This window comes from Flavobacterium sp. KS-LB2, assembly GCF_036895565.1.
GTDB lineage: Bacteria > Bacteroidota > Bacteroidia > Flavobacteriales > Flavobacteriaceae > Flavobacterium.
The window spans coordinates 1,728,104-1,742,495 of the sequence record NZ_CP145904.1 but is presented as its reverse complement, the minus strand read 5'-3'; the positions used below and the strand labels follow the sequence as shown (position 1 = coordinate 1,742,495).

At 33.2% G+C, this 14,392-nt stretch carries 13 protein-coding genes; 12 read left to right on the top strand and 1 reads right to left on the bottom strand.

What is annotated here, in order from left to right:
- Positions 1-26: 26 nt before the first annotated feature.
- From hisD to V5J73_RS07295, 12 genes are all read left to right on the top strand, one after another.
- Positions 27-1,319 carry a histidinol dehydrogenase gene (gene hisD / locus V5J73_RS07350; protein WP_338644580.1) on the top strand — a complete coding sequence of 431 codons (1,293 nt, stop codon included), beginning with the start codon at positions 27-29 and terminating at the stop codon, positions 1,317-1,319.
- A complete protein-coding gene (gene hisC, locus V5J73_RS07345; protein WP_338644578.1) occupies positions 1,309-2,358 on the top strand; it encodes a histidinol-phosphate transaminase in 1,050 nt (349 codons plus the stop codon). Before hisD ends, hisC begins: the two co-directional genes overlap by 11 nt.
- A 31-nt stretch (positions 2,359-2,389) precedes the next feature.
- Positions 2,390-3,526 carry a bifunctional histidinol-phosphatase/imidazoleglycerol-phosphate dehydratase HisB gene (gene hisB, locus V5J73_RS07340; protein WP_338644576.1) on the top strand — a complete coding sequence of 379 codons (1,137 nt, stop codon included), beginning with the start codon at positions 2,390-2,392 and terminating at the stop codon, positions 3,524-3,526.
- Positions 3,527-3,595: 69 nt separating this feature from the next.
- Positions 3,596-4,183 (top strand): imidazole glycerol phosphate synthase subunit HisH, encoded by a 588-nt coding sequence (hisH, locus tag V5J73_RS07335; protein WP_338644575.1) that lies wholly within the window; start codon positions 3,596-3,598, stop codon positions 4,181-4,183.
- A gap of 97 nt (positions 4,184-4,280) precedes the next feature.
- A complete protein-coding gene (hisA, locus tag V5J73_RS07330; RefSeq protein WP_338644573.1) occupies positions 4,281-4,997 on the top strand; it encodes a 1-(5-phosphoribosyl)-5-[(5-phosphoribosylamino)methylideneamino]imidazole-4-carboxamide isomerase in 717 nt (238 codons plus the stop codon).
- A 108-nt stretch (positions 4,998-5,105) separates the two neighbouring features.
- Positions 5,106-5,861, top strand: a complete 756-nt coding sequence (gene hisF / locus V5J73_RS07325) for an imidazole glycerol phosphate synthase subunit HisF (protein WP_338644571.1) — start codon at positions 5,106-5,108, stop codon at positions 5,859-5,861.
- Positions 5,862-5,944: 83 nt separating this feature from the next.
- Positions 5,945-6,544, top strand: a complete 600-nt coding sequence (hisIE, locus tag V5J73_RS07320) for a bifunctional phosphoribosyl-AMP cyclohydrolase/phosphoribosyl-ATP diphosphatase HisIE (protein WP_338644569.1) — start codon at positions 5,945-5,947, stop codon at positions 6,542-6,544.
- 131 nt (positions 6,545-6,675) lie between these two features.
- Entirely contained in the window at positions 6,676-7,809 is a 1,134-nt protein-coding gene (locus tag V5J73_RS07315; protein ID WP_338644567.1) for an alpha/beta hydrolase, read from the top strand.
- Positions 7,810-7,890: 81 nt separating this feature from the next.
- Positions 7,891-9,324, top strand: coding sequence for a leucyl aminopeptidase family protein (locus V5J73_RS07310; RefSeq protein WP_338644565.1), 1,434 nt, complete (start codon positions 7,891-7,893; stop codon positions 9,322-9,324).
- Between the two features lie 3 nt (positions 9,325-9,327).
- Entirely contained in the window at positions 9,328-10,542 is a 1,215-nt protein-coding gene (locus V5J73_RS07305; protein ID WP_338644564.1) for an ATP-grasp domain-containing protein, read from the top strand.
- A 145-nt stretch (positions 10,543-10,687) separates the two neighbouring features.
- A complete protein-coding gene (locus V5J73_RS07300) occupies positions 10,688-11,734 on the top strand; it encodes an alkaline phosphatase D family protein (RefSeq protein ID WP_338644562.1) in 1,047 nt (348 codons plus the stop codon).
- A gap of 50 nt (positions 11,735-11,784) precedes the next feature.
- The gene (locus V5J73_RS07295; RefSeq protein ID WP_338644560.1) at positions 11,785-13,440 is read left to right on the top strand and encodes a M1 family metallopeptidase; all 1,656 of its coding nucleotides are present in this window, start codon (positions 11,785-11,787) and stop codon (positions 13,438-13,440) included.
- Between the two features lie 72 nt (positions 13,441-13,512).
- On the opposite strand, the gene V5J73_RS07290 is transcribed toward V5J73_RS07295, so the two are convergent.
- Positions 13,513-14,388: a sugar phosphate isomerase/epimerase family protein gene (locus V5J73_RS07290; RefSeq protein ID WP_338644558.1), complete on the bottom strand. Its 876-nt coding sequence runs from the start codon at positions 14,386-14,388 to the stop codon at positions 13,513-13,515.
- Positions 14,389-14,392: the final 4 nt, after the last annotated feature.

Genomic DNA, 14,392 nt, shown 5'->3' with positions numbered 1-14,392 from the left:
CGAACTTTGCGGTTAAACATAACAAAATGAACAAAATATACAATCCAAAACCAGAAACATGGTCCGCTATTTTAGAAAGGCCTACAAAAACGGTAGATGACATTGAGTTAACAGTAAAAGAAATTTTTAAAGAAGTTCAGAAAAAAGGAGATGCCGCTGTAGCAAAGTATACATCGCTTTTTGACGGTGCTACAATCGATGCAATTGAAGTTACTCAATTCGAAATCGAACAAGCAATTGCATCCATTTCTACTGAATTGAAAGAAGCTATTTCACTTGCTAAGTCAAATATTGAAAAATTTCATACCGCCCAAAAAACAGAAAGAGTGGTTGTTGAAACCATTGAAGGAGTTAACTGTTGGCAAGAAAAAAGACCCATTCAAAAAATTGGCTTGTATATTCCTGGGGGAACAGCACCTTTATTTTCAACAGTATTGATGCTTGCTGTTCCAGCAGAAATTGCAGGTTGTAACGAAATTGTTCTGTGTTCTCCTCCAGATAAAAATGGGACTATAAATCCAGCTATTTTATATACTGCCAATTTATGTGGTGTTACTAAAATATTAAAAGTAGGCGGGATTCAAGCTATTGCAGCAATGACTTTTGGAACAGAAACGATTCCTAAAGTGTATAAAATTTTTGGTCCCGGAAATCAATTTGTGACCGTGGCTAAGCAATTGGCAACACAATTTGGCGTAGCAATTGATATGCCGGCGGGTCCATCAGAATTGTTGATTGTTGCTGACGATTCTGCAGTTCCGGCTTTTGTAGCTTCGGATTTATTGTCACAAGCAGAACACGGAGCAGATAGTCAAGTAATTTTAGTTTCTACATCTAAAAAATTAATTGATGCTGTTGAAAACGAAATTCAAACTCAAATGGATTTACTTCCGCGAAAGTCGATAGCCGAAAAAGCAATTGCGAATTCAAAATTAATTTTTGTTGAAAATGATAAAATCGCCTTGGACTTAATCAATGAATATGGACCGGAACATTTTATCATTTGTTCCAAATTTGATGATTTTTATAGTAATGGCGTTCAAAATGCAGGATCTGTATTTATAGGGAATTTTACTCCTGAAAGCGCTGGAGATTATGCTTCAGGAACCAATCATACGTTGCCAACAAACGGTTATGCCAAGAATTACAGTGGCGTAAATCTAGATAGTTTCACTAAAGCAATGACTTTTCAAAAAATAACTGAAACAGGAATTCAAAATATAGGTAGAGCTATTGAAATGATGGCTGAAGCCGAAGGATTACAAGCACACAAAAATGCAGTTACATTACGATTAAAAGCAATTGAAGATGGAAAATAGTTTTGATATTAATAACTTGGTTCGGGAGAATGTAAAAATAATGAAACCTTATTCCTCTGCTCGTGATGAATTTGAGGATTTTGATACTGCCGATATGATTTTTTTGGATGCCAATGAAAATCCGTTTGAGAATGGAGTAAATCGCTATCCAGATCCACAACAAATTACTGTAAAAGCAGTTTTAGCAAAGCAGAGAAATGTTAAAACAAATCAAATTTTGCTCGGAAATGGAAGTGATGAAGTATTAGATTTGTTATTCAGAGCTTTTTGTGAACCAAAAAAGGATAATGTAATCACATTACCGCCAACCTACGGGATGTATGGCGTTTTGGCGAATATCAATGCCGTTGAAAATAAAGAAATTTTACTTTCAGCAGATTTTCAACCACAAATTGAGAAAATAATCGAAGCGATTGATGAGAACACTAAAATGATCTTTTTGTGTTCACCAAATAACCCAACCGGAAATTCATTTTCGGATGAAAGTGTAGCCTATCTTTTGCAGAATTTTAAAGGTTTGGTTGTAATTGACGAAGCTTATATTGACTTTTCAAAAAAGGAAAGTTGGATTAATGAACTTGATGAATATCCAAATTTGGTGATTACTCAAACGTTATCAAAAGCGTATGGTTTAGCAGGAATTAGATTGGGAATTTGTTATGCCTCTGCAGAAGTAATTTCGGTTTTAAATAAAATAAAACCACCGTATAATGTGAATGAATTGACTCAGAAAAGAGCTTTGGAAAGATTAGATAATCCTGAAAAAATCAAATCTGAAATTGAATCTATTATAACGCAAAGACAAGAATTACTTAAAGTTTTACTTAATGTAAATTTTGTCGAAAAAATATATCCAACCGAAGCTAATTTTATTTTGGTAAAAGTGGATGACGCCAATAAAAGATACGATGAATTGATTGCAAAAGGAATTGTAATTAGAAACAGAACCACCCAACCTTTATGCGATAATTGTTTGCGTCTGACCGTTGGAACAGAACAAGAAAATATGAAATTAATTGAGGTGTTAAAACAACTTTAAACTTTAAACCTTAAACTTTAAACTTTTTTTAATGAAAAAAATACTTTTTATAGATCGTGATGGAACAATGGTTTTGGAACCAAACGATTACCAACTAGATAGTTTTGAAAAACTTGAATTTTATCCCAATGCCTTTCAATATTTGGGTAAAATAGCAAAGGAATTGGATTTTGAATTGGTAATGGTGACTAATCAAGATGGTTTGGGAACGGATTCTCATCCTGAAATTAACTTTTGGCCAGTGCATAATTTAATTATGAAAGCTTTTGAAAATGAAGGAGTGGTTTTCAAGGACGTATTAATTGACAAAACTTTTCCGCACGAAAATGCTCCAACTCGCAAGCCTGCAACTGGTTTATTGACAAGATATATTGATAATCCTGCTTACGACTTAGAAAATTCGTTTGTAATTGGAGATCGAATTACTGATGTTGAATTAGCTAAAAACTTAGGTGCCAAAGGTATTTTTATTAATACTGATGAAGCTTTAGGTAGTGATGAAATTGCTTCAAAAAGAGAAGAATTAGATTCGGTTATTGCTTTACAAACAACAGATTGGAAAGTAATTTATGAGTTTTTGAAATTAGAAGAGCGTTCTGCTTCAATTGAAAGAAAAACGAATGAAACGGATATTTTTATCAACTTAAACCTTGACGGAACGGGCAAAAGTAAAATTGAAACCGGAATTGCGTTTTTTGATCACATGCTGGACCAAATTGCGCGACACGGTCAAATGGATTTGGAAATCCTTGTAAAAGGGGATTTAGAAGTCGATGAACACCACACGATTGAAGATACAGCGATTGCACTTGGAGAAGTTTTTGCGAAAGCATTAGGAAATAAATTAGGTATAGAACGTTACGGTTTTTGTTTGCCAATGGACGATTGTTTAGCGCAAGTGGCAATAGATTTTGGAGGTAGAAACTGGCTGGTTTGGGAAACCGAATTTAAACGAGAAATGGTAGGTAAAATGCCAACGGAGATGTTTTATCATTTCTTTAAATCATTTTCTGATGGAGCAAAAGCGAACATCAACATCAAAGCAGAAGGAACAAATGAGCATCACAAAATTGAAGCCATTTTTAAGGCTTTCGCCAAAGCAATAAAAGTAGCCGTAAAACGTGATACGGAGAAAATGATTCTGCCAAGTACGAAAGGAATGTTGTAAAATTGTTTAAGGTTTAAAGTTACCGCTCGGAACTTGAAACTTGAAGCCTTAAACTTGAAACAAAACTAAATGAAAATAGTAATCATAAATTACGGAGCAGGTAACATTCAAAGCATTATGTTTGCGATTGAAAGATTGGGATTAAAAGCCGTTTTGAGTAATAATCCAGACGAAATAAAGGAAGCCGATAAAGTTATTTTTCCAGGTGTTGGTGAAGCAAGTTCAGCAATGAAAATGCTTTTAAAAAGTGGTTTGGACACTTTGATTCCAACCTTGAAACAACCCGTTTTAGGGATTTGCTTAGGAATGCAATTGATGTGTAATAAATCAGAAGAAGGGAATACAAGAGGATTAGGGATTTTTGATGTTGATGTGATCAAATTTTCACCAAAAGTAAAAGTACCACAAATGGGCTGGAATCAAATTTATAATTTAAAATCACCTTTATTCGAAGGAATTAATGAAAATGAATACATGTATTTAGTGCATAGTTTTTATGCGCCAAATTGCCCCGAAGCCATTGCTACAACGAATTATGAAGTAGAATATGCCTCGGCTTTACAAAAAGATAATTTTTATGGAACACAATTTCACCCGGAAAAAAGTGGTGATATTGGAGAACGAATTTTAGGAAATTTCTTAAAATTAAAGGGTTGAAAAATTTAAAGATTGAAAATTAGAGAATTAAATAATTCTTTATTCGATGTTGCCAATCTTTAAATAGTTCAATTTTTAAATCTTTAAATTAAAATAAATGAGAATAATACCTGCAATAGACATCATAGAAGGAAAATGTGTTCGCTTATCAAAAGGCGATTACAATACCAAAATTATATACAACGAAAATCCACTTGAAGTGGCAAAATCTTTCGAAGCCCATGGTATTGAATATTTGCACTTGGTAGATTTAGACGGAGCAAAGTCGAGCCAAATTGTGAACTATAAAATACTGGAACAAATTGCGACGAAAACCAAATTGAAAATTGATTTTGGTGGTGGATTAAAATCGGATTCCGATTTAAAAATCGCTTTCGAAAGTGGGGCGAATCAAATTACTGGAGGAAGTATTGCCGTTAAAAATAGAGAACTATTCGAAAAATGGATTCAAGAATACGGTTCAGATAAAATTATTTTAGGAGCAGATGCTAATAATGAAAAAGTAGCTGTTTCAGGTTGGTTAGAGGATTCAAATGAGGACTTGATTCCATTCATTCAAGACTATCAAAATAAAGGAATTCAATACGTTATTTGTACAGATATTGCCAAAGACGGCATGCTGGAAGGACCATCTTTTGATTTATACGCTAAAATTTTGGCGGAAGCCAAGGGCATAAAATTGATTGCTTCAGGAGGAATTTCTACTTTTGACGAATTACCAAGACTAGCCGAATTAGGCTGTGAAGGAACGATAATTGGAAAAGCAATTTATGAAGGAAGAATTTCGTTGAAACAATTGGAAAATTATATTTAAAATAAATAGATTATTTCACAAAGGCACACAAAGAAAACGCAAAGATTCTCAAATAATTTTGTGTGTCTCTGTGAAATCTTCGTGAATCTCTGTGTAACAATAAAAAATATGCTTACAAAAAGAATTATTCCCTGTCTCGATATAAAAAACGGAAGAACCGTAAAAGGTGTTAATTTTGTGGACTTACGGGATGCAGGAGATCCGGTGGAATTAGCCAAAATATATTCGGATGAAGGTGCTGACGAATTGGTTTTTTTGGATATTTCAGCAACTGAAGAAAGAAGAAAAACCCTAGTTGATTTGGTTCGGAAAGTGGCTTCGACGATTAATATTCCATTTACTGTTGGTGGTGGAATTTCATCGGTTGAAGATGTTGAAATTTTATTGCAAAACGGTGCGGATAAAGTTTCTATTAATTCATCGGCAGTGAAAAACCCGCAGTTAATTAATGATTTGGCACAAAAATTTGGAAGCCAATGTGTAGTGGTTGCGATTGATGCGAAACAAATTAACGGGCAATGGATTGTTCATTTAGTAGGTGGAAAAGTACCTACCGAACTAAATTTATTTGATTGGGCAAAAGAAGTAGAAGAACGTGGAGCAGGCGAAATCCTATTTACCTCAATGGATAATGACGGAACTAAAAACGGATTTGCAAATGAAGCTTTGGCTAAATTGTCAGAGTTAGTTAATATTCCTATTATTGCTTCAGGTGGTGCAGGAAACATACAACATTTTGTAGACACTTTTCTGGAAGGAAAAGCTGACGCAGCATTGGCGGCAAGTGTATTTCATTTTAAAGAAATTGAAATCAAAACATTAAAAACAGCACTAAAAAATAATAATATCGAAGTTAGAATATAAAAATAGATAATAGAATAAATAGAAAAGAAACTCGGATTAGGGAATCTTTAAATATTTAAATTTTCAATCATTAAATTATAAAAATGAACATAGATTTCTCAAAAAATACAGATGGATTAATTCCAGCCATAATTCAAGATAGCGAAACCAAAACGGTCTTGATGCTTGGTTTTATGAATGCCGAAGCCTATCAAAAAACGGTAGAAACTAAAAAGGTAACTTTTTATAGTCGCACCAAACAAAGACTTTGGACAAAAGGAGAGGAAAGTGGCAACTTTTTGAATTTGATTGACATCAAAAATGACTGCGATAATGATACGCTGTTGATTCAGGTTAAACCAGAAGGTCCAATATGTCACAAAGGTACTGATACGTGCTGGGCAGACGAAAATAAAGTAGATTATGGTTTTATTTCGGATTTAGAAAATACGATTCAGGTTCGTAGAGAAAATGCGGACTCTGAAAAAAGTTATGTTGCTTCATTGTTTAAATTAGGGATGAACAAAATTGCCCAAAAAGTAGGTGAGGAAGCAGTTGAAGTTGTTATTGAAGCCAAAGATGATAACGACGAGTTGTTTTTGAGCGAAAGTGCTGATTTGCTTTTTCATTACCTTATTTTGTTACAGGCAAAAGGTTTTAAACTGAATGATGTTGTTGAAGTACTGAAAAGTCGTCAGAAATAATAATTTCTTTTTAATTTTTTTCTCTATAAAACCCAATAGTACATGAATTTACTATTGGGTTTTCTTTTATTTCAAATACCAATCCACTATATTTACTATTATTTTAATATAAGAGTACCACAATGCAAGTGATGAATTTAGATAATACCACATTGATACCAGAATTACAAAATCCAATATTAAATACGGGACTTTATATAGTACTGACCACTGACGAAGACGATGCAAGACCTGTTTATATTTCAGGAAATTTTAATAATTGGCGTACTCAGGATAAGGCCTTCATAATGGAGAAAATAGGAAATAATGTTTATCATTATAAATTTTCACATGATTTTGATTATCCAGCTACCCTTTTGTATAAATTTACTAAAGGGGATTGGAGTGAAGTAGAAATTGACAGCCATGGAAATAGAACTGAAAACCGTACAACGACAAATCATACAGGTATTCAAAAAGAACATGTAGCCAGATGGAGAAAAAACTGGTTGCCTTTTAAACAGTCTTTTTTGCCTCAAGTTCAGCTGATATCTGATGAGTTTGAAATCCCTCAGCTGAACAAAACCAGGAAAATTTGGGCTTTGTTACCTCATGATTATGACAATTCAAGTGAAAGTTATCCAGTCATGTATTTGCAGGATGCTCAAAATTTATTTAATGAAAATGCAGAATTTGGTAACTGGGAGATTGACAAAAAACTGGCTGTTATGTCCGAATATAAAATTGGGAAGATTATAATTATTGCCATAGAACATGCCGAAGAAGATCGAATAAAAGAATACAATGTAGGTAAAACAGTTCTGGGAAAAGGACAAGGAAAAAAATACATCCGATTTGTGACAGATACTTTAAAACCATTTGTTGATAGTAATTTTAGAACTAAAAAAGAAAGAGAATTTACTGGAATAGGAGGAAGCTCGATGGGCGGTTTGATTAGTATTTTCAGTGGATTGAGAAACCCAGAAGTGTATGGGAAATTAATGATTTTTTCGCCATCGCTTTGGGTAGTTCCAGAACTGAAAATTGATCCAAAGAAAGCCAATGCAGCTGATACAAAAATCTATTTATATGGAGGTGGTGATGAAAGTAAAACGATGATTGAACACATAACAACTTTTAACGATAATTTGATTTCAAGTCAATTTATTAAGGATAAATCAAAGATTAACCTTAGTATTAATCCGCAAGGGAAACATAGTGAAACCTATTGGAGTGATGAATTTCCTAAAGCAATTGAATGGTTGTTTTTTCAGACGAAAGAATAGGTCTCGTATTTAACCCTTAAAGAATTAAGAAATAGCATGCATTTTTATAAAATACAATAATGCAATAAATTAAAAGAACAAATGAAAACAAATACAATACAAGACGTAACTAATTTTTCAGGAACAATTTTGGTTCCAGTTTTTGAAACCTATGAAAAAAGTATTGTTCCTATGACTTTTAATGGGCTAGAAGTAACTTCAAAAATTTTTTCTGGAAAAAAAGACACACATTATCTAGCCGAAAAAAATAACAATGCACATGTTTTTATTGGCTTAGGAAAAGAGATAGATTATAAATCCTTAAAAACTATTTTTCGTCGTATCGCTTCTAAACAAAAAGAAAATTTTAGTTTAAATGTTGCTTTAGTTGTACCAGAACAATTCACTCAGGATCAGATTGAAGCAATGATTTCTGGCTTGCTGTTAGGAACCTATGATTTAGGACATTTTAAATCAGAAAAAAAAGCACATCCCTTTCTGAATAGTGATTTTATTTTAAGTTTAGTATCTGAAAAAGATTATTTGGCTACAGCCAAAAAAGCAATTAAAATTGCCAAAGCACAATTAGCAACTTATAATTTAGTCGATTTACCACCTAACACAATTAATCCAAAATATTTAGCAAATTGGGCTAAAGAAAAAGGGCAAGAATACGGCTTTGATGTAGAAATTTTGGGTTATGATGCTTCAAAAAGAGTGGGTTTAGGTGCCTTTTTAGCCGTAGGTAAAGGAAGCGAAAATGAACCTCAATTTATCATCATGAATTACACTCCTGCAGCCAAAGTCGAGCATCTAAAACATGTTGGGCTAGTAGGGAAAGGAATCACCTTTGATACTGGAGGATTAAACATAAAAACATCCGGCATGCTTCATATGAAATGTGATATGGCTGGTGGTGGTGCTGTTTTTGGAGCTATGCAATTGATTGCTGATTTGCAATTACCCGTAAAAGTGACTGCAATTGTTCCTTGCGCCGAAAACTCCGTTGATGCTAAATCATTTTTACCAAGTGATGTGATTCACAGTTATAGTGGACATTCGATTGAAATAATTGATACAGATGCCGAAGGTCGACTTATTTTAGCCGATGGATTGTCGTATTTAATTAAAAATTTCCAACCAGAGTACATTGTTGATATTGCTACACTTACGGGAAGCAGTGTTGGTACTTTTGGGTATGAATGTGGTGCTTTGTTTACCAATAATACAGAAATGGCTCAGAAACTGCAAGAAAACGGAGATGCAATTGGAGAGCGTTTGTGGCCTTTACCGCTTTGGGATACCTATAAATCAGATATTGAAAGTGATATTGCCGATGTGAAAAATTATAGTGGAAAACCCGTAGCTGGAGCAATTAGTGCCGCTAAATTTTTAGAATATTTCACCCAAGAACACAAAGCTTGGGCTCATCTTGATGTTGCAGGTGTCGCATTTGGCGATGATGAATTTGCTAAAAGTAAGCATGCTACAGGATATGGAGTTCATTTATTAACTAAATTCATTGAAAATTTATAACGTATGGAAAACTCTAAAACCTTCCTTTGTATTTCAAATTATTTCAAGGGTTCCGATTTTTTAATTAATTTAAAAAAGTTAGGCAACAAAGTCTATTTAGTGACAAGTGAAAAACTGAGAGACAAACCATGGCCACATCAACATATCGATGAGATTTTTTATATGGAAGGCCAAGATGTCGATTGGAATTTAGAACATCTGCTGTTAGGTGTTGGTAATTTTATGAAATCCACTAAAATTGACGCAATTGTTGCTCTAGACGATTACGATGTGGAAAAAGCGACGTATCTCAGAGAAAATCTCCGTATTGACGGGATGGGACAAACAACGGGACGTTATTTTAGAGATAAACTGGCGATGCGCATGAGAGCAAAAAGTTGTGGAATTCCTATTCCGGCATTTTGTTCTTTATTTAATGATCATGACATCAATACTTTTGCAGACACGATTTCAGCTCCATGGGTTTTGAAACCACGTTCCGAAGCTTCGGCAACAGGAATCATAAAAATATATGACAAAGAGAGTTTGTGGATTCATATCAATGAAATGGGGAATAACAGATTCAAATATTTATTAGAACAATTCAAACCAGGCGATGTGTATCATTGTGATAGTTTGATTTCAGAAAGTAAAGTAATTTTTAGTTTGACTTCAAAATATTTAGCCACTCCAATGGAAATTTCTCAAGGTGGCGGTGTTTTCCGTTCAGCTAATATTAAGTACAATTCAGAGGATGATAAAGCCATAAAAAAGTTAAATGAAGAAGTAATGAAAGGCTTCGGATTGAAACATGGTGCCGCACATACTGAATTCATAAAATGTAATGATGATGGTCAAATTTATTTCCTGGAAACTTCTTCAAGAGTAGGAGGAGCGCATTTGGCCGAAATGGTAACTGAAGCTTCTAATATTAATTTATGGAAAGAATGGGCTGCAATTGAAGACGCATTGGTTAAAGGTACTAAATACATTTTGCCAAAAGTAAAAAAAGGATATGCAGGTATCGTTTTGACATTGTCAAAATTCCAACATCCTAATTTAACATCGTTTTCAGATCCGGAAGTTTGCTTTAAAGTTCCACTAGAATATCATGCTGGATTGATAGTGAAATCAGATAAACAAGAAAGAGTTTTAGAATTGCTAGAGGATTATGGGAATCGTTTAGCAAATGATTTTACCGCTGTAGTTGAACAAAGTAAAGTGACAAACCTTCATTAATTTTTGGTTTAAAATCTATAAGAAAAGCGACTATTTCCATAAGAATAGTCGCTTTTTTATTAAACTTTACTTAAAGTTGAACTGAACTGATTTTTATATCTTCGTAGCAAATTTAGAATTTAAACATATTTTATAAAAATACCACATGAAAAAAATACTTTTTATTTTTGGTTTTTTGGTCTTTATTGGTTGCAAAACGCAGGATACAAAATCCACTATTATAACTGAAAAACCGGTTCAAAATACCTTTTTAACGGTTGCTTTCGGTTCTTGCGACAACCAGAAAATTAAGAATGAACTTTGGTCAGCGATAGATGAAAATCATCCGTCCGTATGGATTTGGGGCGGTGATAATGTCTATTCGGATACTGAGGATATGCAGGTTCTTAAAAAAAATTATGAAATTCAGAAACAGGATGCTGATTATCTGAAATTTATAAAAAACAAAATCATTTTAGGAACTTGGGACGATCATGATTTTGGCGCAAATGACGGCGGAGAAGAATATCCTTTTAAAAGAGAAAGTCAACAGCTTTTGTTGGATTTTTTAGACACTCCAATGAATGCTTCTGAGCGAAAACGAGAAGGTGTTTATACTGATAAAACTATTGTTATAAATGAAAATAAAATAAAAATTATCGTGTTAGATACACGTTATTTTAGAACCACATTAACAAAATCTACCGATTCAAAAAAGCGTTTTCAACCCAATAGATATGGTGATGGAACACTATTAGGAGAAGCACAATGGGCATGGTTGGAAAAAGTACTTCAATCATCCGATGCACAATTTAATGTTATTGTTAGTAGCATTCAATTTTTATCAAATAAGCATGGATTTGAAGCTTGGGGTAATTTTCCTCATGAAATAGAGAAGCTTGAGCAATTGATAGTTTCTACAAAAGCAAAAGGTACTTTTATACTCTCTGGCGACCGCCATATAGCAACTTTTTCTTCAAAAAACGTTGCCGGTTTGTCATATCCTTTAATTGATTTTACATCTAGTGGATTGACGCATACTTACGCTAATTTTTCTGGGGAAGAAAATCCTTATGTGAAGGGAGAAGTGGTTAAAGAATTGAATTTTGGACTCTTAAAATTTGATTTTAATAACAATAAAGTGATCATGGAAATCCGAGGGAAAAAAAATAAATTAATTCAAGAATATGTTCAAGTATATTCTGGAAAATAATTTTTTAGAGTACCCAATATAAAGTTTATTTTTGTCTAAAATGATTAATTATGAAAAAACAGTTTAGTATTATTTTTATTGCAGTTCTTTTTTTTAACGGTCTAAATGCACAAGGTTTATTGAATAAATCAGCGCAACTATTCACAAGACAAGATACTTTGCGCGGAAGTATCACAAAAGAAAGAGCATGGTGGGATCTAAAAAACTATCACCTTAACATTAAAGTTAATCCTGCAGATAGTACCATTTCAGGCTCCAATACAATAAAATATCAAGTTATTCAAGAATACAACAGTATGCAAATTGACTTGCAAAATCCTATGAACATTACTAAAGTTATTCAAGAAGGAAAGACTTTAAAATACAAAAGGGAAGGAAATGCATTTTTTATTGAATTGATTGCTCCTCAAACAAAAGGTGCACTAAAAGAAATTACCATATTTTATGGCGGAAAACCAAAAGTAGCTGTAAATCCACCTTGGGACGGAGGAATTACTTGGAAAAAAGACAGTAATGGCAATTCTTTTATTGCTTCATCTTGTCAGGGATTGGGTGCTAGTGTGTGGTGGCCAAATAAAGATCATATGTATGACGAAGTGGAGAATATGCTGATTAGTGTAAATGTTCCAAAAAATTTGATGAATGTATCCAATGGACGTTTACAAAGTGTCACTAACATGAAAGATGGAACTAAAACCTATAATTGGTATGTTTCCAATCCAATCAATAATTATGGTGTAAACATAAATATTGGGGATTATGTTTCGTTTTCGGAGAGATTCAAAGGGGAGAAGGGGAATTTAGACTGTACTTATTATGTTTTGAGAGACAATTTGGCGAAAGCCAAAGAACATTTCCAAGATGTTCCTAGAATGCTAAAAGCTTTTGAACATTGGTTTGGACCCTATCCATTTTATGAAGATAGTTACAAGTTAGTTGAAGCACCTTATTTAGGAATGGAACATCAAAGCTCAGTAACGTATGGAAATAAATTTAAAAATGGATATTTAGGCCGGGATTTGAGTGGAACGGGTTGGGGATTAAAATTTGATTTTATCATTATCCATGAATCTGGACATGAATGGTTTGCTAATAATATCACTTATAAAGATATTGCCGACATGTGGATTCATGAAAGTTTTACGAACTATTCAGAAAGTCTATTTGTAGAATATTACTATGGAAAAGAGGCTGGATTTGAATATGTTAGAGGAACAAGGAAAGGTATAGATAATGACAAACCCATTATCGGGAACTACAATGTTAACAATGAAGGCTCTGGTGATATGTACCCAAAAGGAGGAAATATGCTGCATACTATACGCCAAATTGTAAATAATGACGAAAAATGGAGAGGAATATTGAGAGGTTTAAATAGTACTTTTTATCACCAAACGGTAACTACTAAACAAATTGAAGATTATTTAGGTCAGCAAGTTGGAATCGATTTATCTACCGTTTTTAATCAGTATTTAAGAGATACTAGAATTCCAACATTAGAATATTTTTTCAAAGATAATCAGTTTGGATATCGCTGGACGAATTGTGTTGCTGAATTTAAGATGCCTGTTAAAGTAACTTTGAATGGAAAAGAAGAATTACTTCAACCAGAAATAGAATGGAAGAGTATTCCAGTAAATTCTGAAAATTCAATACTGGAAATAGATAAAAACTTTTATGTAGCTGGTTTTAATATTACCGAGTAAGTTTCAGAATAAATTATAAAAAAAGGGATACAATAAGTATCCCTTTTTTATAATTACTATTTTTTAAAACATTTAGATTAAATTCTTCTTAATGTAATTAAAACTTGTTACTGCGGATTCTATCGGATTTGGTTTGTAGTTTGATTCGTGTTCCAAAAAGAAACGTTTCATTCCGGAAAGTTCAGCTTGAGCAAAAATCGATTTGAAATCAATTGCTCCAGTTCCTATTTCGGCATTCCAATCCGGATTTACTTTATCCATATCTTTTACGTGCCACATGGTGAAACGCCCAGGATATTTTTGGAATAATTGCAAAGGATCATTTCCAGAACGAACTACCCAGTATAAATCCATTTCAAAATCAACTAAGTTTTTATCTGTTTCATTCAATAAAATCTCATACCCATTTGTTGATCCGAATTTTGTAAATTCAAAATCATGATTGTGATACGCTAATTTTAAACCTCCTGCTTTACAAATTTCACCTACTTTATTGATTTGTAGGGCTAATTTTTTATAATCGTCCCCACTTGTTCCGCGCAATTCAGAAACTATGTAAGGTACCGTTACATATTCGCTTCCTAAATGATTTGCTGTTTCTACGTATGATTTTACAAGATCAGTTGAACCATCTTTAATCATCGAATTAAAATCAAAATGATTACTCGTCGCTTTTAAACCATTATCATCCAACATGGATTTAAAATCATGTACAGAAGTTCCAAAGAAACCTTTGTCTGCAGAATAACCAAAAGTTTCAACTTCAGTGAATCCTGCTTTTCCAACTTGAGCTAAAACACCTTTAACATCTTTCGGTAATGTATCACGTAGTGTCCATAATTGAATTCCTATGGCTCTTTTTTTAGAGTCAAAAGCAAATGTAGGAGCAATGGCTAAAGCGCCTAATGCTAAACCTGCATTAATTAAAAATTCTCTTCTTTTTATCATGTTT

What these genes read in the sequence shown, in the direction of transcription:
- hisH (WP_338644575.1), top strand. Translation starts at nt 3,596, where the DNA reads ATGAAAATAGTAATCATAAATTACGGAGCAGGTAACATTCAAAGCATT.
- V5J73_RS07290 (WP_338644558.1), bottom strand. Translation starts at nt 14,388, where the DNA reads ATGATAAAAAGAAGAGAATTTTTAATTAATGCAGGTTTAGCATTAGGC.
- hisF (WP_338644571.1), top strand. Translation starts at nt 5,106, where the DNA reads ATGCTTACAAAAAGAATTATTCCCTGTCTCGATATAAAAAACGGAAGA.
- V5J73_RS07305 (WP_338644564.1), top strand. Translation starts at nt 9,328, where the DNA reads ATGGAAAACTCTAAAACCTTCCTTTGTATTTCAAATTATTTCAAGGGT.
- hisA (WP_338644573.1), top strand. Translation starts at nt 4,281, where the DNA reads ATGAGAATAATACCTGCAATAGACATCATAGAAGGAAAATGTGTTCGC.
- hisC (WP_338644578.1), top strand. Translation starts at nt 1,309, where the DNA reads ATGGAAAATAGTTTTGATATTAATAACTTGGTTCGGGAGAATGTAAAA.
- V5J73_RS07295 (WP_338644560.1), top strand. Translation starts at nt 11,785, where the DNA reads ATGAAAAAACAGTTTAGTATTATTTTTATTGCAGTTCTTTTTTTTAAC.
- hisB (WP_338644576.1), top strand. Translation starts at nt 2,390, where the DNA reads ATGAAAAAAATACTTTTTATAGATCGTGATGGAACAATGGTTTTGGAA.
- V5J73_RS07300 (WP_338644562.1), top strand. Translation starts at nt 10,688, where the DNA reads ATGAAAAAAATACTTTTTATTTTTGGTTTTTTGGTCTTTATTGGTTGC.
- V5J73_RS07310 (WP_338644565.1), top strand. Translation starts at nt 7,891, where the DNA reads ATGAAAACAAATACAATACAAGACGTAACTAATTTTTCAGGAACAATT.
- V5J73_RS07315 (WP_338644567.1), top strand. Translation starts at nt 6,676, where the DNA reads ATGAATTTAGATAATACCACATTGATACCAGAATTACAAAATCCAATA.
- hisD (WP_338644580.1), top strand. Translation starts at nt 27, where the DNA reads ATGAACAAAATATACAATCCAAAACCAGAAACATGGTCCGCTATTTTA.
- hisIE (WP_338644569.1), top strand. Translation starts at nt 5,945, where the DNA reads ATGAACATAGATTTCTCAAAAAATACAGATGGATTAATTCCAGCCATA.